Here is a 17,293-nt window from a genome sequence, read left to right as displayed (position 1 = left end):
AGCAGTCCTCCGGAACCGATGAGGTGCGCGTGACGCAAGCACGAGACACTGCCGACCAGTGGCTCGACCGGGTCTACGCCGGCACGGTGAAGTCCAGCAGGCACCCGCTGCTGGAGACGCCGCGGGTCGCGGTCTTCGGCTGCCGGTTCCGCGAGAGCCGGAACCCGATGCTGGCCGCCGCGATCGCCGTGCCGACGACCGGCGAGGCCCCGTACCCGCTGCCCAACGACCGCCCGTTCGACGACCTGGGACTGAACGAGGACGCAGCGGCCTGGCGCGCGCCGGTCGAAGCCGACTGGACCAGGCGCGTCAACGCGCGCAACTGCGTCATCGCCCTGGACGCGGCCGTCGACCGCGCCCCGGCCTCCGCGCTGCCGTGGCGTCCCACCGACGAACGGCCGGGCTGGTGGGACCGGCTCCGCACCGGGCACTTCCCGGAGGCGGAGGTCGCGACCTGCGCGACGTGGCCCGAGGCGGTCGAGGCGGTGCGGGCCGGCGGACCGGACACCAGGGGCGTCATCTGGGTGCGGCGGGAGCTGGTGGGCGTGGAGGTGACCGGCCACCTGCTCTACGCGCACAACGACAACGGCGAGGTCGCCGTGCTGGACGCGATGCGGGGCACGCTCGCCGACCTGGAGACGGCGACCGTCGGCAGCCTCCTGCTGGCCCGCTTCCACCGGCCGCGGCCGGTCGTGTCCGAACTGGACTTCGCCGCCGCCGTCCGCGCGGCCGAGCAGCACCTGGCGGGGGCCTACGGCGACGAGGTGGTCCTGGTGGACCCGTCCCCGGAGGACGAACTGGCCAACGGCTGGCTGTTCGCCTGCACGACCCGCGCCTTCCGATCCTCGGGGCACCACCGGGACCAGATGCTCGACGCGGCCCTGGTCGTGCCGAAGGACCCGGGCCGCACCCCCTTCGCGCTGCCCAACGCCGACCCCTGGCAGTGGCTGTCCCGCTGGGACGCGGGCGAGGCGGACCTGCCGGCACCCCCGGCGCCCGGCCCCGCCGCCTGGTTCGCGCCCACCCTCGCCCGCCTGGGCGACGTGACGGACACCACCACCCACGCCCGGTGGAGTGACGTGCTGGCCGACTTCGCCACCCGCCCGGTCGGCACGGCCGCCGTGATCTGGATCCGCCGCCACGACCGCCGCGGTCGCGAGTCCGTGGGCCACCTGGTCAACGCGCGCCGGACGGAAGGCGGCCTCCACCTGGCCGACGGCACGACCGCGACCTCCTTCACACCGTCTGACGAGGGCACGAGCGCCCTGCACGTCGTCTACTACCAGTGACGCCCCTCCCGGCGAGTCCGCAGTGGACGGTGCATGTCACCCGTCCGAGGGACGGAAGCCGCACAGCGGAGCGCCTGGCAGTGTGAGCCGAATCGATCCAGCGGCCACCCGGTGTCTCGTCGCTCACAGACGGGTCGGGCTGTTGGGTCGGGTGGCGCACGCGGGTCTAGCATCCGAGGGTCAAGGTCCGAGTACGCACGTACCGGAGACCAGTCCACCACTGACGCTGGAGGCCGTTGCGCATGGCCGGCACCACCGCACCCGAGCGGGCGGGCACCTCTAAAGGGGGCGGAACGCTCTACCGCGGCGACCTGGGGATGTGGTCCTGGGTCGCCCACCGCATCACCGGTGTGTTGACGTTCTTCTTCCTGTTCGCGCACGTCCTGGACACCGCGTTGGTGCGGGTGTCGCCGGACGCGTACGACAAGGTCATCGAGACCTACAAGAACCCGGTCGTCAACCTGTTCGAGGTCGGCCTCGTCGGCGCGGTCCTCTACCACGCGCTCAACGGCATCCGCGTGATGCTCGTCGACTTCTGGGAGAAGGGCGCGCGCTACCAGAAGCAGATGCTGTGGGCGGTGCTCGGCGTCTGGGTGCTGGTGATGGTCCCCGGCACCTACTACATGACGGTCCGCATGGTTGCCGACCTGTTCGGCGGGGGTCACTGAACATGAGCGAACTGACCCTGGCCAAGCCGCGCGCACCGCGCCGCCCCGCCGCCCGCCGCAGCAACTTCGAGCTGTACAGCTGGCTGTTCATGCGCATCTCGGGTGTCGCGCTGGTGGTGCTGGTGCTCGGGCACCTGTTCATCATGAACATCCTCGACGGCGGCGTGCACCGCATCAACTTCGGCTTCGTCGCGGGCCGGTGGGCCTCGCCGTTCTGGCAGTTCTGGGACCTGGCGATGCTGTGGCTGGCCCAGATCCACGGCGGCAACGGCCTGCGCACCGTGATCAACGACTACGCCCGCAAGGACGCGACCCGGTTCTGGCTCAAGGTGCTGCTCTACGTCTCGATGGTGCTGATCATCGCCCTCGGCACGTACGTGATCTTCACCTTCGACCCGAACATCACCGACTGACCCGCTGCGGGGAGTGCACAGAGCCATGCAGTTCCACAAGTACGACGTCGTCATCATCGGCGCGGGTGGCGCCGGGATGCGCGCGGCGATCGAGTCCGGCCAGCGCGCCCGCACGGCCGTGCTCACCAAGCTCTACCCCACGCGTTCCCACACGGGCGCCGCGCAGGGCGGCATGTGCGCCGCGCTGGCGAACGTGGAGGAGGACAACTGGGAGTGGCACACCTTCGACACGATCAAGGGCGGTGACTACCTGGTCGACCAGGACGCCGCCGAGATCATGGCGAAGGAGGCCATCGACGCGGTCCTCGACCTGGAGAAGATGGGCCTGCCGTTCAACCGCACGCCCGAGGGCAAGATCGACCAGCGGCGGTTCGGCGGTCACACCCGCAACCACGGCGAGGCGGCCGTGCGCCGGGCGTGCTACGCGGCCGACCGCACCGGCCACATGATCCTGCAGACGCTGTACCAGAACTGCGTCAAGCACGGCATCGAGTTCTTCAACGAGTTCTACGTGCTCGACATCTGCATGACCGAGACCGAGGACGGCCCGGTGTGCACGGGCGCGGTCGCCTACGAGCTGGCGACCGGCGAGATCCACGTGTTCCAGGCCAAGTCCGTGGTGTTCGCCACCGGCGGCTTCGGCAAGGTCTTCAAGACCACGTCCAACGCGCACACGCTGACCGGCGACGGCATGGGCATCGTGTTCCGCAAGGGCCTGCCGCTGGAGGACATGGAGTTCTACCAGTTCCACCCGACCGGTCTCGCGGGCCTCGGCATCCTGCTCACCGAGGGCGCCCGCGGTGAGGGCGCGATCCTGCGCAACGGCTCGGGCGAGCGGTTCATGGAGCGCTACGCGCCGACCATCAAGGACCTGGCGCCGCGCGACATCGTGGCCCGGTCGATGGCGTTGGAGGTGCTGGAAGGCCGCGGCGCCGGTCCGAACAAGGACTACGTGCTGCTGGACTGCACGCACCTGGGCGCCGAGGTGCTGGAGAGCAAGCTGCCCGACATCACCGAGTTCGCCCGCACGTACCTGGCGGTCGACCCGGTGAAGGAGCCGGTGCCGGTCTACCCGACCGCGCACTACGCGATGGGTGGCATCCCGACCAACGTGCACGGCGAGGTGTTGCGGGACAACGACAACGTCGTGCCCGGCCTCTACGCCGCCGGTGAGTGCGCGTGCGTGTCCGTGCACGGCGCGAACCGGCTCGGCACGAACTCGTTGCTGGACATCAACGTGTTCGGCCGCCGTGCGGGCATCGCCGCCGCCGAGTACGCGTTGGCGCACGACCACGTCGAGCTGCCCTCGGACCCGGCCGCCGCCGTCGAGGCGCAGGTGGCGCTGGTGCTGTCCGAGCACGGCGAGGAGCGCGTGGCGGACATCCGCACCGAGCTCCAGGCCACGATGGACGCCAACGCGTCGGTGTACCGCACCGAGGACACGCTCAAGACGGCGCTGCACGACGTGCAGGCGTTGAAGGAGCGGTACCAGCGGATCACCGTGCAGGACAAGGGGAAGCGGTTCAACACCGACCTCCTGGAGGCCGTCGAGCTCGGCTTCCTGCTGGAGCTGGCCGAGGTCCTCGTCGTGGGCGCGCTGGCGCGCAAGGAGTCCCGCGGCGGTCACGCGCGCGAGGACTACCCGAACCGCGACGACACGAACTTCATGCGCCACAGCATGTACTACAAGCAGGGCGACGGCTTGGCGGCCGACATCCGGCTCGACTACAAGCCCGTGACGTTCACCCGGTACCAGCCGATGGAGCGCAAGTACTGATGACCGCTACCGCTGAAGTGTCCACCGGCTCGCGCGGGAACCAGCCCCCCGTGCCGGACGGCGCGATCACCGTCACCGTGAAGGTGCGCCGGTTCAACCCGGAGTTCGACGACGAACCGCGCTGGGACTCGTTCGAGATCCCGGCCCTGCCGTCGGACCGCGTGCTGAACCTGCTGCACTACGTGAAGTGGTACCTCGACGGGACGCTGACGTTCCGCCGGTCGTGCGCGCACGGCATCTGCGGCTCGGACGCCATGCGCATCAACGGCGTGAACCGGCTGGCGTGCAAGGTGCTGCTGAAGGACCTGCTGGCGTCCGGCGGGAAGCCGACCACGATCACCATCGAGCCCATCAAGGGGCTGCCGGTCCACAAGGACCTGCTGGTCGACATGGAGCCGTTCTTCGAGGCGTTCAAGGCGGTCAAGCCGTACCTCATCACGTACGGCAACGAGCCGACGCGTGAGCGGGTGCAGTCCATCGCCGACCGCGAGCGGTTCGACGACACCACCAAGTGCATCCTGTGCGCGGCGTGCACCACGTCGTGCCCGGTGTACTGGACCGAGGGCTCCTACTTCGGCCCGGCGGCGATCGTGAACGCGCACCGGTTCATCTTCGACAGCCGGGACGAGGGCGCCGAGGAGCGCCTGGACATCCTCAACGACGTCGACGGCGTGTGGCGCTGCCGCACCACGTTCAACTGCACCGACGCCTGCCCCCGCGGCATCCAGGTCACCAAGGCCATCCAGGAAGTGAAGCGCGCCCTGCTCTTCAAGCGCGTCTGACGCACTTCGCGAGAGTCCTACGCTCACGCCCCGAGAGTCCTACGTTCAGCACACCCGAACGTAGGACTTTCGCGGTCTGGGCGTAGGACTCTCGCGCGTGTCCTACGTTCGGAACGCGCGTGTCCTACGTTCGCGTACCCCGAGTTGAACGCTCAGGAGCGTTGCTGGGCGGCGGCGCGGGCGGCACGGGCGGCCTTGGCGCGGCGGCTGCGCAGGTACATGACGAAGGCGAGCACCAGGCCCAGGCCGGCCACGGCGGTGATCGGGCCGCCCACGTTGCCGAACGCCGTCTGCATCGCGGAGGACTGGGTGCCGTCGGGCGTGGAGTTGGCCACCTCGCCGACACCGGCGCTGGTGGGCGTCGGCCGGGGCTCGGTGGTCTTCTTCTTCGCCTGCGCCGCGCCCTCGACCAACCGGCCGACGGGGTTGCCGGACGCGGACGGCTCCAGCGCGAACCCGTAGTCCAGCAGCCGCGCCGCCTGGTCGGTCAGCCTGGTCGGCTGCTGCTGACCCCGCAGCAGCACCACGACGAGCCGCTTGCCGCCGCGCTCCGCCGCACCGACGTAGGTGTGCTGCGCGTCGTCGGTGAACCCGGACTTGCCGCCCAGCGCACCGTTGTACGTGGTCAGCAGCCGGTTGTCGTTGACGATCGGCACGGTCCCGTTGCCGTTGGCCGCCGGGAAGTCGATGCGCTGGGTCCGCACGGCCTTGACGAAGTCCGGGTACTTCATCGCCTCGCGGTAGATCAACGCCACGTCGTAGGCCGACGTCGAGGTGCCCGGCGCGTCCAGCCCGGACGGCGTCACGGCCCGCGTGTCCAACGCGCCGAGCTCGGCGGCCAGCGCGTTCATCTTCCGGATCGCCGACGGCACGCCGCCCAGCCGACGGGCCAGCGCGTGCGCCACGTCGTTGCCCGACGCCATCACCAGCGCGTGCAGCATCTGCTCGACGGTGTACTCGGCGCCGACGCGCAGCCCGACGCAGGTGCACTCCTGCGCGAGGTCCTCCGGCGTCGCCGCCACCGTGGCGTCGGGCGCCAGCTCCTTGGCCACCACCATGGCGAGCAGCACCTTGATCACCGACGCGGGCCGCTGCCGACCGTGCGGGTCGACCGCCGCCAGCACGGCGCCGGAGTCCATGTCGGCCAGCAGCCACGTCCGGGCGGTGATGCCGTCGGGCGGCACCGGCGCGTTCGGCGGCAGCACGAGGCCGCACTCGCCGAGGCGCTGTCCCCCGATCGGGCTTTCCGGTACCTCGATCGGGGGTGGAGGCTTCTCACCGGGCGCGACCTGTTCGGACGTGTCGACCGCCGGGGGCGGGGACACCTTGTTCTCGCAGGCCGGCTGGGCCGCGACGACCGGTGCGGCCACGAACGACGCGCCGGCCATCAGCGCGCAAGCAGCCAGGACCAGGGCGACGGGCCGTCGGAACGCGGAGGAACGCACCTGCCCAGGCTAGCCACCCCGGATGAGTGACCTGCACCCGCCACGTCCGATACTGCTCCGGTGAGGCTCTCCCGAGGCACGTCCGCGTCGGCGCACCTGCCGCTCGTTGTCGCGTCGCTCACATTCGGCACGGTCACCGGCATGTCGGGCGCACGCGGCCTGCGCGCCGTCGGAAGCACCGAGAACGAATAACCCACCACACCTGGAGGCTCCGCCGTGGAGTTCGTGCGCCTACTGCTGGTGTTCCTGCACCTGCTCGGCATGGGCATGCTGATCGCGATGTTCTTCGTCCAGCGCCGGACCGGGGCCGACGCCCCGCTGAACAAGGGCTGGCTGCACGGCAGCGCGTTGCAGCTGCTGACCGGTGTGGCGCTGATGGGCCTGGCCCCGCTCACCGACCAGGACTACAACAACATCAAGGTCGGGGTGAAGCTCCTGGTCCTGGTCGTGATCGCGGCTCTGGTGGCGGTCAACCTGAAGAAGAGGCCCGCCGCCTGGCTCACGCCCGTACTGGCCGGCCTGGTCGTGGTGAACGTCGGCATCGCCGTCTTCTGGACGTAGGCCTCGACCGCCGGGGACGACGGCCTCAACGCCGCCGGAACAACGCGCCCAGCAGCAGCCCCGCGCCGACCAGCCCCGCGGCGGCGCGCGGGCTGGGGCCGGACCTGACCTCCACCACCGGCCGGATCACCGCGGGTGGCGGCGGCACGGGCGGGTCGCGCAGCAGGTTCTCCCGCGCGGTGGCCGTCCAGGCCGTGATGAACAGCAGCGACTGGGCCACCAGGTTCGCGAAGAACAGCACACCGATGACCGGCCCGAACGCCGCACCCGCGGGCGACGACGTGACGGTGCTCAGGTAGAGCGTTCCGCCCTGCTTGAGCACCTCGAACACCACCGCCGCCGCGGCCGCGCCCTTCGCGGCGCTGCGCAGGCTGAACGGCTTGCGCGGCAGCTTGGCCAGCACCCACAGGAACACCAGCCAGTTCGCCACCAGGCCCAGCGCGATCGTGCCGATCTTCAGCAGCGCCTCGGCCCACCCGACGCCGTCCAGGCCGATCCACCGCAGCACCAGCTCGGCGAGCCCGCTGCCCGCCGCCGTCAGGCCGAACGACACCACCAGCGCCGCGCCGAGCGTGACGAGGGCGAGCAGGTCCTTCAGCGCCGTCTTCAGGACCGGCAGGTCCTCCTTGGCGTGGCCCCACTGCGCGGTCAACGCGTCACGCAGGTTGCTCATCCAGCCCAGGCCGGAGTAGGCGGCCGTGAGCAGGCCGAGCACGCCGACCGTGCCCTTGGAGTCGATGGCCTGCTCGACGATCTTGTTGATGGTGTCGCCGAGCGAGCCGGGCACGGCCTCGGCGATGCTCGCCTTGAGCTCCTCGATCAGGGCCGGCTCGGAGGCCAGCACGAAACCGGCGACCGCGAAGCCGATCATCAGCATCGGCACGAGCGACAGCACGCTGAAGTACGTCACCGCCGCGGCGTAGTGCGCCCCGTAGCTCTCGGTGTAGCGCGCGGCGGCGCGGAACAGGTGGTCCAGCCACGGCCGTTGCCGGCGCATCCGGTCGAGCTTCGACTCGGTCCCAGCGTTTTCCGCCACCCGGAAAAGCTAACCGGTGAGGTGATCACTCGCCAGTCGGGAGGAAGCCGATCCGGTCGTAGGCCCGGGCCAGGGTCTTCGCCGCGACCGAACGCGCCCGTTCCGCGCCGCGCGCCAGCACCTTGTCCAGCTCGGCGGTGTCGTCCAGGTACTCGGCCACCCGCGCGCGCACCGGCGTGACGAACTCGGTGAACACCTCGCCGAGGTCCTTCTTCAGGTCGCCGTAGCCCTTGCCGTCGTAGTCGGCGACCAGTGACTCGACCGATCGACCGGTCAACGCGGAGTAGATCACCAGCAGGTTGCTCACACCCGCCTTGCGCTCCGGGTCGTACACGATCTCGCGCCCGGTGTCGGTGACCGCCGAACGGATCTTCTTGGCCGACCGCTTCGGGTCGTCCAGCAGCTCGACCACGCCCGCCGGCACGGACTTCGACATCTTCGACGTCGGGTCCTGCAGGTCGTAGATCTTGGCGGTGTCCTTGACGATGTAGGGCTCGGGCAGCCGGAACGTTTTGCCGTACCGGGTGTTGAACCGCTGCGCCAGGTCGCGGGTCAGCTCCAGGTGCTGCCGCTGGTCCTCGCCGACCGGCACGTGGTGCGCCTGGTACAGCAGGATGTCCGCGGCCTGCAGGATCGGGTAGGTGAACAGGCCGACGCCGACACCCCCGGTCGTCTGGTTGCCGGCTCCGCCGTCGGCGGCCCGATTGCCGGCTCCGCCGGCGGCTTGCCGCGCCGACTTGTCCTTGAACTGGGTCATCCGGCTGGCCTCGCCGAACCCGGTCAGGCACTGCATGACCCAGGCGAGCTGCGCGTGCTCGGGCACGTGCGACTGCACGAACAGCGACGAGCGGTCGGGGTCGATGCCCAGCGCGAGCAACTGCGCGGCCGACACGCGCGTGTTCTGCCGCAGCACCTTGGGGTCCTGCTCGACGGTGATCGCGTGCAGGTCGACGACGCAGTAGAACGCGTCGTGCGTCTCCTGCAACGCCACCCACTGGCGCAGCGCGCCGAGGTAGTTGCCGAGGTGGAACGAACTCGCGGTCGGCTGGATGCCGGACAGCACGCGGGGACGGCTCACCGGAGCCGGGGCGGCCTGCTCGGACTGCTCCGCCTGCCCGGCCCGGTCGGCCTGGAGCTCGGCGGGCCGGCCGACGGCATCGCCAGGGGCGTTCTCACGGGGGTTCTCGACGACCACGGGAGTGATTCTCCCAGGCCGATCAGACCCCGGTGGTAGCGGGCCGCACCTCGACCGCGCCGTCACCGACGGTCGCCCGGGGTGCGACGGGCTCGTTGACCGCCGCACGCACCACCGCGCCCCTGCGGTGGCGGACCAGGCCGGCCACCAGACCGATCACGCCGAACGCCACCGCGGCGATGCCGACCGGCGCCTCAAGGGAGACGGGAGCCGCCACCGCGCCGTCGGCCGCGACCGCGACACCTTCGACGACCAGGGATGACGCCGCGCCCAGGACCAGACCCAGGACCGCAAAGCGACCGCGCACTGCCCAGCCTCCTCACCAACACCGTGCCACTCCACGGAGGAGTGATCCTTGTTGACGGACGGCCGAGAACCTACCGAAGCTGTGGGGCTGGCATGTTCGGTTCGGGTAAACGCGGCCGGCGGCAGACTAACCACAGCCGCGCCCGCCCCCGCCCGCAGGGGGCTACCCCACCACGTCCACTCGGCCATATGTCGTAGTGCGCTGCCGGGCCGGGCGACCGGCCAACGCCGCCGTGGCGTGCAGCTGCCCGGCGGTGCGCGCGGAGCCGTGCTCGGAGCCCGCCATCCGGCTGATGGTCTCCTCCATGAGCGTCCCGCCGAGGTCGTTGGCGCCGCCGCGGAGCACTTCGGCGGTGCCCTCGTCACCCAGCTTGACCCACGAGCACTGGATGTTGTCCACGCGGCCGTGCAGGGCGAGCCGGGCGAACGCGTGCACGGCCCGGTTGTCGCGCCGGGTGGGTCCGGGCCGGGCCACGCCCGCCAGGTAGATCGGGGCGTTGCGGTGCACGAACGGCAGGCCGACGAACTCGGTGAGGCCGCCCGTGCGGTCCTGGAGCGCCGCCAGCGCCCGGAAGTGCCCGAGCCAGTGGCCGGGGTGGTCGACGTGGCCGTACATCATCGTGGACGAGGAGCGGATGCCCACCTCGTGCGCGGTGGCGACCACGTCGAGCCAGGTCGCGGCGGGCAGCTTGCCCTTGGTCAGCACCCACCGCACGTCGTCGTCCAGGATCTCGGCGGCCGTGCCGGGAATGGTGTCCAGGCCCGCGTCGCGCAGCTCGGTCAGCCACTCGCGCACGCTCACGCCCGCCTTGGCCGCCGCGCTGACGACCTCCATCGGGCTGAACGCGTGCACGTGCATGCCCGGCACCCTCGCCTTGATCGCGCGCACGACGTCGGCGTAGTAGGTGACCGGAAGCTTCGGGTCGATGCCGCCCTGCATGCAGACCTCGGTGGCGCCCGCGTCCCACGCCTCCTGGGCGCGGTCGGCCACCTCGGCCACGGACAGCCGGAACGCGTCGGCGTCGCGCTCGCGCTGGGCGAACGCGCAGAACCGGCAGCCGACGTAGCAGACGTTGGAGAAGTTGATGTTGCGGTTGACCACGTAGGTGACGTCGTCGCCGACCACCTCGGCGCGCAGCTCGTCGGCCAACCGGGCCATGGTCTCCAGGGCCGCGCCGTCGGCGGTGAGCAGCGCCATGGCGGCGTCGGTGTCGTCCAGCAGCTTCCCGGGGCTGTCGGCGGCCAGCCTGAGGGCGCGCGCGGTGTCCTCGGGCAGCCGTTCGACGGCCTTGGGGACGTTCAGCGACGCCCAGTCGCCGTAGACGCTGTCGAAGTCGCCACGCCGGTCCCCGGTGCGGCCCTCGGTGTCGATGGCGGTGTTCAGGTCGGCCCGGCCGTAGGTGTCCAGCCCGCCGTCGGGCTCCTGCCACTCGCGGCCGACGACCGGGGCGGCCGGTTCGGCCAGCCCGTCCTCGCGCGCCAACGCGGACACGTGCGCGGTCAGCCGGGTGTCGATCCACTGGCCGGCGGGCGCGGTCACGTACCGGGGGTAGACGGCGAGGCGTTCACGCAGGTCGAAGCCCGCTTCGCGGGTGTGCCCGGCGAGCGCGTCCACCTGCGGCCACGGCCGTTCCGGGTTGACGTGGTCGGGCGTGACCGGCGACACGCCGCCCCAGTCGTCGATGCCCGCGCGCAGCATCAGGCCGAACTCGCCGCCGACCAGGTTCGGCGGCGCCTGCACGCTCGTGGACGTCGGCATGACCAGCCGCGCCACCGCGATCGTGGCGGCCAGCTCGTGCAGGTCGGCGTCGGGCATCCCGCGCATCGCGGTGTCCGGCTTGGCCCGGAAGTTCTGGATGATCACTTCCTGGACGTGCCCGTACTGGCGGGCGACGCCGCGCATGGCCAGCAGCGACTCGGCGCGCTCGGTGACCGTCTCGCCGATGCCGATCAGGATGCCGGTGGTGAACGGCACGTTCACCCGGCCCGCGTCGGTGAGCACCCGCAGCCGGACCGCGGGCTCCTTGTCCGGGCTGCCGTAGTGCGGGCCGCCCGGCTCCGACCACAGCCGCTCGGCCGTGGTCTCCAGCATCATCCCCATGCTGGCCGCGACCGGCCGCAGCCGCTGCAACTCCTCCCAGCTCAGCACGCCGGGGTTGAGGTGCGGCAGCAGGCCGGTCTCCTCCAGCACGGCGATCGCGCTGGCCCGCACGTAGTCGAGGGTGGACGAGTACCCGCGCGCCTCCAGCCACTCCCTGGCCTGCGGCCACCGCTCCTCGGGCCGGTCGCCCAGCGTGAAGAGGGCTTCCTTGCAGCCCTGGGCGGCGGCCCGGCGGGCGATGTCGAGCACCTCGTCGCGCTCCAGGAACGCGGCGGGCAGCCGGTGCGGCACGGTCGCGAACGTGCAGTAGTGGCAGCGGTCGCGGCACAGCCGGGTCAGCGGGATGAACGCGTTGCGGCTGTAGGTGACGACACCCGGTCGGCCCTCCGCCAACAGGTGGGCGTCGCGCACCCGGCCGGCGGCCTCCAGCAGCGCGTCCAGGTCGTCACCGCGGGCGTGCAGCAGCACGGCGGCCTCGGTGACGTCGAGCACCGCGCCGTCGGCGGCACGGCGCAACGCGCGTCGCATCGCCGACGGGCTCGGCGTCGGTTCCGGCTGGGTGATCGAGATGTCGACGGCCACGACATCGACCTTAGGTGCCGCAAATCCCCGGTCACGCGCGGAGTGATCGGCGGCACGGCCCGCGCACGGCGTCCCGCCGGGAGTTCACCGGATCGGACTCCTCCCGGCGATCAGGAGCTCGGTGTTGCGGTCGGTGGCGGCGCCGACCGCGTTCGCGTTGGCGTGCGGGTCGTTGAACGCGAACTCCCGGGCCAGCGAGGCCAGGCCGCGCGGTGAGAAGTCGTCGTAGTCGGCCTGGTAGGGCGCGTCGCCCTCGACCAGGGTGGTGAACAGCGACAGCGTGCCGTCGCCGTTGTCGGCGAGCTCGATGACGCGGGCGTGCTGCGGGTGGTCGACGTGCGCGGCGGTGTTGATCTCCCAGAACGCCCGGTCGCCCGTGCCGTGCGGGACGATCCGGTTCTCGTGGGTGTGGCCGTTGACCCAGGCGACCACGTTCGGGAACCGGCCGAGGAGGTGCACGAGCGCCTGGCCGTCCAACCGCGGGTCGAGCGGGCGGCGGCGGTCGGGCAGGAGGTTGCCCATGGTCCAGCTGGTGTGGTGGCTGAACAGGACGAACAGCTCGTCGGTGACGTCCTGGCGGTGCCGCAGGCCGAGCACGTCGTAGTAGCGGGAGCTGTTGCGCTTGAGGGTCCGTTCCAGCCAGAGGTACTGGTGCAGGCCGATCGAGCCGTCGGAGAAGCCCCCGGTGGTCGTGGTGTCGAGGCTGATGCCGGTGACGCCGGGCGCGATGGGGAAGGTGTAGAAGACGTCGACGCCGTCGGCGTTGTCGGGGGTGAAGCCGTGGCCGTGCGGCCCGGGGCCGGTGTGGCGCGGGTCGAGGTGGGCCTGGACGAACTCGGCCGTGGTGAACGGCCGGCGCCGGGCGTCCGGGGTGACCGTGCGGACCAGCCCGCCCTCGGCGATCACGGCCGCCGCGTCCAGCACCCTGGTGGGGTCGGTCATGGCGGTGACGAGCCGGCGCACCTGCGCGTCCGCGAAGCCCATGATCTTGCGGTTCGAGGTGTAGAGGGCGTCGACGGGCGGGATGCCGTCGGGGAGGGTGCCGACCACGCTGTCGTCGTGGTTGCCGAAGGTGCAGTACCAGGGGATGCGCAGGCCGGGGCTGTCGAACGGGCGGATCGCGGCGTCGAGCAGGCCGGGGACCAGCGGGAAGCCCTTGGCCTTGTAGTCGTCCAGGACGGTGGAGTGGGGGTTCCAGTAGGTCTTGGCGCCGGAGTCCTGCACGCCTTCGTACCGGGCCGGGTCGCCGGTGTTGGCGGTGATGCGGCCGCCGTTGAGGGTGGTGAGGAACCAGTCCAGCTCCACCAGCTCGTGGTTGTCGGTGTTGTCGCCCGTGGTCATCACGAAGTCGACGGGGCGGTTGGTGAACGGGCCGGTGCGGATGGCGTTGACCTTGTCCACCAGGGCGGTGGACGTGTGCTGGGCCAGCGTTTCGTGGGCGCGGAAGGCACCGGCGCCCAGCAACGGGTGGGTGTACTCGAAGCGGGCCGGGCTCTGCGCGTCGACCACGTGCATGTCGGTGAACTGGACGAAGCAGGCCAGCGGCGTGCGCCGATCGGCCCGTCCCGCGCCGGGCGGCGCCAGGTCCGACCGCACCACCAGCGGCCACCCCGGACCGGCCTGGAGCCGCCGGTACCCCGCGGTGCCGACCGCCGTGGCCGCGACGTCGAGCGTGGTGCCGGTGGTCGCCGCCCAGGCGGGCCCACCCCACACCAACACCGTGCCCGCCGCACCTGCCGCCTGGAAGAAACGCCGCCGGCTGATCCCCATCGAACGCTCCCGTGTCTCGGTTAGGTGAAAAGTTCTCACGAACCGTGGAGCGGGTCACGAACTCGGCGTGAAGTGCGGCCGAACGAGCGAAGTCGATCGTCGGGTTGATCGGTTCTGTTGCCGGACAACGCTTCCAGCCGCCGTCGACGACAAACGCCCTCCGAGGTGGGCGCGCGGGTCAGGCCGCGTACAGCTGTTCCTTGGTCTCCATCACTCGCTGACGGAAGTACGGGTTGCGGATGCCGGCACCGCTCACCAGATCGACCGGTCGGCCGAAGATCCGCTCCAGCCCTTCCTTCAGGGCGAAGTAGCTGTCGAAGTAGTCGAAGCCCGGACCGGCGTCGAACTCCACAAGGATGTCGACGTCACTGGACACCACGTCGAACGAGTCACCGACAGCGGATCCGAAGACATCGAGACGACGAACCCCTAGCGCGCGGCACAAATCCTCGACCTCGGGCCGCTTGGCCGCGATGACCTCGTGCACGGGCGACACCTCCTGGCCACGATTGTGCCCGATCTCAGGTCCTCGGCCAGTCGAAGCTCACCGTGACCGGCGCGTGGTCGGACCAGCGCTCGGCGTAGGTGGCGGCACGCTCGACCACGGCGGAGGTTGCCGAGGCCGCGATGCCCTCCGTTGCGGCAACCAGGTCGATCCGCCAGCCGGAGTCGTTGTCGAACGCCTTGCCCCGGTACGACCACCAGGTGTACGGACCGGTCACGTCGGGGTGCAGGGAACGCACCACGTCGACGTAGCGCGCCTCGCCGAACACCCGGTCCAGCCAGGCCCGCTCCTCCGGCAGGAAGCCGGACGACTTCTGGTTCGTCTTCCACGCCTTGAGGTCCTCGGCCCGGTGCGCGATGTTCCAGTCGCCGCACACCAGCACCTCACGCCCGTCGGCGGCGGCCTTGTCGCGCAGTTCCACCAGGTACGGCAGGAACGCGGCCATGAACCGGTCCTTCTCGTCCTGCCTCGGCGTGCCCACGTCACCGCTGGGCAGGTACAGCGACGCCACGACCACGTCGGCCAGCTCGACCTCGACGTACCGCCCCGAGTGCTCGAACTCGGCCACCCCGAACCCGATCCGCACGGCCTCCGGCACGGCCCGGGTCAGCACGGCGACCCCGTTGCGCCCCTTGATCTCCGAGTACGCGTGCGCCACGTGCCAACCCTCGGGCGAACGCACCTCGTCCGACAACTGCCCCGGCTCGGCACGCACCTCCTGCAGGCACACGACGTCCGCCGACGTCGCGGCCAGCCAGTCGAGGTAGCCCTTCTTCGCCGCGGCACGCAGCCCGTTGACGTTGATCGTGGAGACGGTCAGCACCGGGGCAGCCTAACCGCGCGGGGCGACCGCCCAGCCGTACGGGTACTCGGCGCCGCACCCGGTGCAGGACGCGGTCAGGCCCATCATCAGCACCAACGGGCTGCTGCCCTCCGGCGAGGGCACCCCGGCCACCTCGGCACCGTCCACCCGCGCGCGCAGACCCGGCCACTCCGGCTCGCACGCGCACGTCACCACGTCACGGCGGAACGACCGCCACTTGAAGAACATCCACCCATCAGATCACGCGCAACTGCTGTCCGACGTCGGTGTCACGAACTCGTCCTTGACCCAACGGCCGTCGGTGAGCAACCGGAACCCGTTCTCGACCCGCACCTCGGCCCGCACCACCGCGTCACGCGGCATGGTGGCCACGATCGGCTCGGTGTCGGCGGGCCCGGACCGGACGTTGAGGACGTCCGCGACCACGGTCACCCTGCACTCGCGGGCCACGACCTCCTCCACCCCGAGCCTGCGGCCCTCGTTGGCGACGTACATCAACCCGGCCGCCGCGAGCACACCGACGACGACCATGCCGCGTACCGGAATCCCGAGCATCACGCCTCCTGACACCTCTGCTGAAGTGCAGATATAGCGCGCCGGGGGTGGTCGCGGGCCGGTCGGCGGCACATTCCACCCCACCGGGAACCCCGACGGGTGACGTCGTCACGGAGACGGAACAGGAGCGGGAACCGAGGCCGGGACGGAGGCGGGAACGGGAACCGGGACGGAGGCGGGAACGGATCAGGGGACCGCCCGGAGGCAGTCCCCTGATCGCGCGAGCCGGAGGGCAGGCGTCAGCCGGCCATCTTCTTCTGCAGGTTCTCGTCCAACGTGCCGAGGAAGTCCTCGGTGGTCAGCCACTCCTGGTCCTTGCCCACGAGCACGGCGAGGTCCTTGGTCATCCGGCCGCTCTCGACGGTCTCGACGATGACCTGCTCCAGCGTCTCCGCGAAGCCGGTCACCTCCGGCGTGCCGTCCAGCTTGCCGCGGTGCTTCAGGCCACCGGTCCACGCGAAGATCGACGCGATCGGGTTGGTGGACGTCGGCTTGCCCGCCTGGTGCTGCCGGTAGTGCCGGGTGACCGTGCCGTGCGCGGCCTCGGCCTCGACGGTCTTGCCGTCCGGCGTCATCAGCACCGACGTCATCAGGCCGAGCGAGCCGAAGCCCTGCGCGACCGTGTCGGACTGCACGTCACCGTCGTAGTTCTTGCACGCCCAGACGTAGCCGCCCTCCCACTTCATCGCGGCGGCCACCATGTCGTCGATCAGGCGGTGCTCGTAGGTCAGGCCCGCGGCGTCGAACTGCGCCTTGAACTCGTCCTCGAACACCTGCTGGAAGATGTCCTTGAACGCACCGTCGTACGCCTTGAGGATGGTGTTCTTGGTCGACATGTACACCGGGTAGTTGCGCTGCAACCCGTACGAGAACGAAGCACGCGCGAAGTCCTCGATGGACTTGTTGAAGTTGTACATGCCCATCGCCACGCCGCCGTCGGCGCCGTAGTTGGCCACCACGTGCTTGATCGGCTCGGAGCCGTCCTCGGGCGTGAACGTGATGGTCAGCTCGCCCGCGCCGGGGACCTTGAAGTTGGTCGCCTTGTACTGGTCGCCGTGGGCGTGACGGCCGATGATGATCGGCTTCGTCCAGCCCGGCACCAGCCGCGGGATGTTCGAGATGATGATCGGCTCGCGGAACACCACGCCGCCGAGGATGTTGCGGATCGTGCCGTTCGGCGAGACCCACATCTTCTTCAGGCCGAACTCCTCGACCCGCGCCTCGTCCGGCGTGATGGTGGCGCACTTGACGCCGACGCCGTGCTTCTTGATGGCGTGCGCGGCGTCGATCGTGACCTGGTCGTCGGTCGCGTCCCGGTACTCGATGCCCAGGTCGTAGTACTCGAGGTTGACGTCCAGGTACGGGTGGATCAGCTTGTCCTTGATGAACTGCCAGATGATCCTGGTCATCTCGTCGCCGTCGAGTTCGACGACGGTCCCCTGAACCTTGATCTTGCCCATACTCAGGGCGCTCCTCTCGCGACAA

17 protein-coding genes are annotated in these 17,293 nt (G+C 70.7%); 6 read left to right on the top strand and 11 right to left on the bottom strand.

Features of this window, described 5'->3' with window-relative positions:
• The first annotated feature begins 29 nt into the window (after positions 1 to 29).
• The 5 genes from AB0K14_RS17595 (at position 30) to AB0K14_RS17575 (ending at position 4,929) form a co-directional block, all read left to right on the top strand.
• Complete coding sequence (locus tag AB0K14_RS17595) at positions 30 to 1,289, top strand: YrhB domain-containing protein (RefSeq protein WP_360459064.1); 1,260 nt, start codon at positions 30 to 32, stop codon at positions 1,287 to 1,289.
• Positions 1,290 to 1,531: 242 nt separating this feature from the next.
• Positions 1,532 to 1,957 (top strand): succinate dehydrogenase, cytochrome b556 subunit, encoded by a 426-nt coding sequence (gene sdhC, locus AB0K14_RS17590; protein WP_360459062.1) that lies wholly within the window; start codon positions 1,532 to 1,534, stop codon positions 1,955 to 1,957.
• A gap of 2 nt (positions 1,958 to 1,959) precedes the next feature.
• On the top strand, positions 1,960 to 2,370 hold the full coding sequence (locus AB0K14_RS17585; RefSeq protein ID WP_141980443.1) for a succinate dehydrogenase hydrophobic membrane anchor subunit: 411 nt from the start codon (positions 1,960 to 1,962) through the stop codon (positions 2,368 to 2,370).
• A gap of 25 nt (positions 2,371 to 2,395) precedes the next feature.
• A complete protein-coding gene (sdhA, locus tag AB0K14_RS17580; RefSeq protein WP_360459059.1) occupies positions 2,396 to 4,147 on the top strand; it encodes a succinate dehydrogenase flavoprotein subunit in 1,752 nt (583 codons plus the stop codon).
• Entirely contained in the window at positions 4,147 to 4,929 is a 783-nt protein-coding gene (locus tag AB0K14_RS17575) for a succinate dehydrogenase iron-sulfur subunit (RefSeq protein WP_360459057.1), read from the top strand. Before sdhA ends, AB0K14_RS17575 begins: the two co-directional genes overlap by 1 nt.
• Positions 4,930 to 5,081: 152 nt before the next feature.
• Here the strand turns inward: AB0K14_RS17575 and AB0K14_RS17570 are convergent, their stop codons facing one another.
• Positions 5,082 to 6,374, bottom strand: a complete 1,293-nt coding sequence (locus AB0K14_RS17570; protein ID WP_360459056.1) for a D-alanyl-D-alanine carboxypeptidase family protein — start codon at positions 6,372 to 6,374, stop codon at positions 5,082 to 5,084.
• 216 nt (positions 6,375 to 6,590) lie between these two features.
• On the opposite strand from AB0K14_RS17570, the gene AB0K14_RS17565 reads away from it, so the two are divergent.
• The gene (locus AB0K14_RS17565; protein WP_360459054.1) at positions 6,591 to 6,935 is read left to right on the top strand and encodes a hypothetical protein; all 345 of its coding nucleotides are present in this window, start codon (positions 6,591 to 6,593) and stop codon (positions 6,933 to 6,935) included.
• 25 nt (positions 6,936 to 6,960) lie between these two features.
• Here AB0K14_RS17565 and yhjD read toward each other — a convergent pair whose 3' ends face one another.
• The 10 genes from yhjD to AB0K14_RS17515 form a co-directional block, all read right to left on the bottom strand.
• A complete protein-coding gene (yhjD, locus tag AB0K14_RS17560) occupies positions 6,961 to 7,932 on the bottom strand; it encodes an inner membrane protein YhjD (protein WP_360459098.1) in 972 nt (323 codons plus the stop codon).
• 64 nt (positions 7,933 to 7,996) lie between these two features.
• The gene (trpS, locus tag AB0K14_RS17555) at positions 7,997 to 9,049 is read right to left on the bottom strand and encodes a tryptophan--tRNA ligase (RefSeq protein ID WP_360459096.1); all 1,053 of its coding nucleotides are present in this window, start codon (positions 9,047 to 9,049) and stop codon (positions 7,997 to 7,999) included.
• Between the two features lie 139 nt (positions 9,050 to 9,188).
• Positions 9,189 to 9,473 carry a hypothetical protein gene (locus AB0K14_RS17550; RefSeq protein WP_360459052.1) on the bottom strand — a complete coding sequence of 95 codons (285 nt, stop codon included), beginning with the start codon at positions 9,471 to 9,473 and terminating at the stop codon, positions 9,189 to 9,191.
• A gap of 162 nt (positions 9,474 to 9,635) precedes the next feature.
• Positions 9,636 to 12,155 (bottom strand): bifunctional FO biosynthesis protein CofGH, encoded by a 2,520-nt coding sequence (locus tag AB0K14_RS17545; protein ID WP_360459051.1) that lies wholly within the window; start codon positions 12,153 to 12,155, stop codon positions 9,636 to 9,638.
• Between the two features lie 84 nt (positions 12,156 to 12,239).
• Entirely contained in the window at positions 12,240 to 13,925 is a 1,686-nt protein-coding gene (locus AB0K14_RS17540; RefSeq protein WP_360459049.1) for a TIGR03767 family metallophosphoesterase, read from the bottom strand.
• 178 nt (positions 13,926 to 14,103) lie between these two features.
• Positions 14,104 to 14,412: a nucleotidyltransferase domain-containing protein gene (locus tag AB0K14_RS17535; RefSeq protein WP_360459047.1), complete on the bottom strand. Its 309-nt coding sequence runs from the start codon at positions 14,410 to 14,412 to the stop codon at positions 14,104 to 14,106.
• A 34-nt stretch (positions 14,413 to 14,446) separates the two neighbouring features.
• A complete protein-coding gene (locus AB0K14_RS17530; RefSeq protein ID WP_360459045.1) occupies positions 14,447 to 15,253 on the bottom strand; it encodes an exodeoxyribonuclease III in 807 nt (268 codons plus the stop codon).
• A gap of 9 nt (positions 15,254 to 15,262) precedes the next feature.
• Positions 15,263 to 15,481, bottom strand: coding sequence for a hypothetical protein (locus AB0K14_RS17525; protein WP_360459043.1), 219 nt, complete (start codon positions 15,479 to 15,481; stop codon positions 15,263 to 15,265).
• A 12-nt stretch (positions 15,482 to 15,493) separates the two neighbouring features.
• Positions 15,494 to 15,808, bottom strand: coding sequence for an SH3 domain-containing protein (locus AB0K14_RS17520; RefSeq protein ID WP_360459041.1), 315 nt, complete (start codon positions 15,806 to 15,808; stop codon positions 15,494 to 15,496).
• Positions 15,809 to 16,047: 239 nt separating this feature from the next.
• Complete coding sequence (locus tag AB0K14_RS17515; RefSeq protein WP_360459039.1) at positions 16,048 to 17,268, bottom strand: NADP-dependent isocitrate dehydrogenase; 1,221 nt, start codon at positions 17,266 to 17,268, stop codon at positions 16,048 to 16,050.
• Between the last annotated feature and the right edge of the window lie 25 nt (positions 17,269 to 17,293).

Origin of the sequence: Actinosynnema sp. NPDC050801, from assembly GCF_040673975.1 — a bacterium.
In the GTDB taxonomy this organism is placed as follows: Bacteria; Actinomycetota; Actinomycetes; order Mycobacteriales; family Pseudonocardiaceae; genus Actinosynnema.
The sequence above is the reverse complement of the archived record's forward strand: the minus strand, read 5'-3'. Positions and strand labels throughout refer to the sequence as shown.

What these genes read in the sequence shown, in the direction of transcription:
- AB0K14_RS17585 (WP_141980443.1), top strand. Translation starts at nt 1,960, where the DNA reads ATGAGCGAACTGACCCTGGCCAAGCCGCGCGCACCGCGCCGCCCCGCC.
- AB0K14_RS17520 (WP_360459041.1), bottom strand. Translation starts at nt 15,808, where the DNA reads ATGCTCGGGATTCCGGTACGCGGCATGGTCGTCGTCGGTGTGCTCGCG.
- sdhC (WP_360459062.1), top strand. Translation starts at nt 1,532, where the DNA reads ATGGCCGGCACCACCGCACCCGAGCGGGCGGGCACCTCTAAAGGGGGC.
- yhjD (WP_360459098.1), bottom strand. Translation starts at nt 7,932, where the DNA reads ATGCGCCGGCAACGGCCGTGGCTGGACCACCTGTTCCGCGCCGCCGCG.
- sdhA (WP_360459059.1), top strand. Translation starts at nt 2,396, where the DNA reads ATGCAGTTCCACAAGTACGACGTCGTCATCATCGGCGCGGGTGGCGCC.
- AB0K14_RS17515 (WP_360459039.1), bottom strand. Translation starts at nt 17,268, where the DNA reads ATGGGCAAGATCAAGGTTCAGGGGACCGTCGTCGAACTCGACGGCGAC.
- AB0K14_RS17540 (WP_360459049.1), bottom strand. Translation starts at nt 13,925, where the DNA reads ATGGGGATCAGCCGGCGGCGTTTCTTCCAGGCGGCAGGTGCGGCGGGC.
- AB0K14_RS17575 (WP_360459057.1), top strand. Translation starts at nt 4,147, where the DNA reads ATGACCGCTACCGCTGAAGTGTCCACCGGCTCGCGCGGGAACCAGCCC.
- AB0K14_RS17525 (WP_360459043.1), bottom strand. Translation starts at nt 15,481, where the DNA reads ATGTTCTTCAAGTGGCGGTCGTTCCGCCGTGACGTGGTGACGTGCGCG.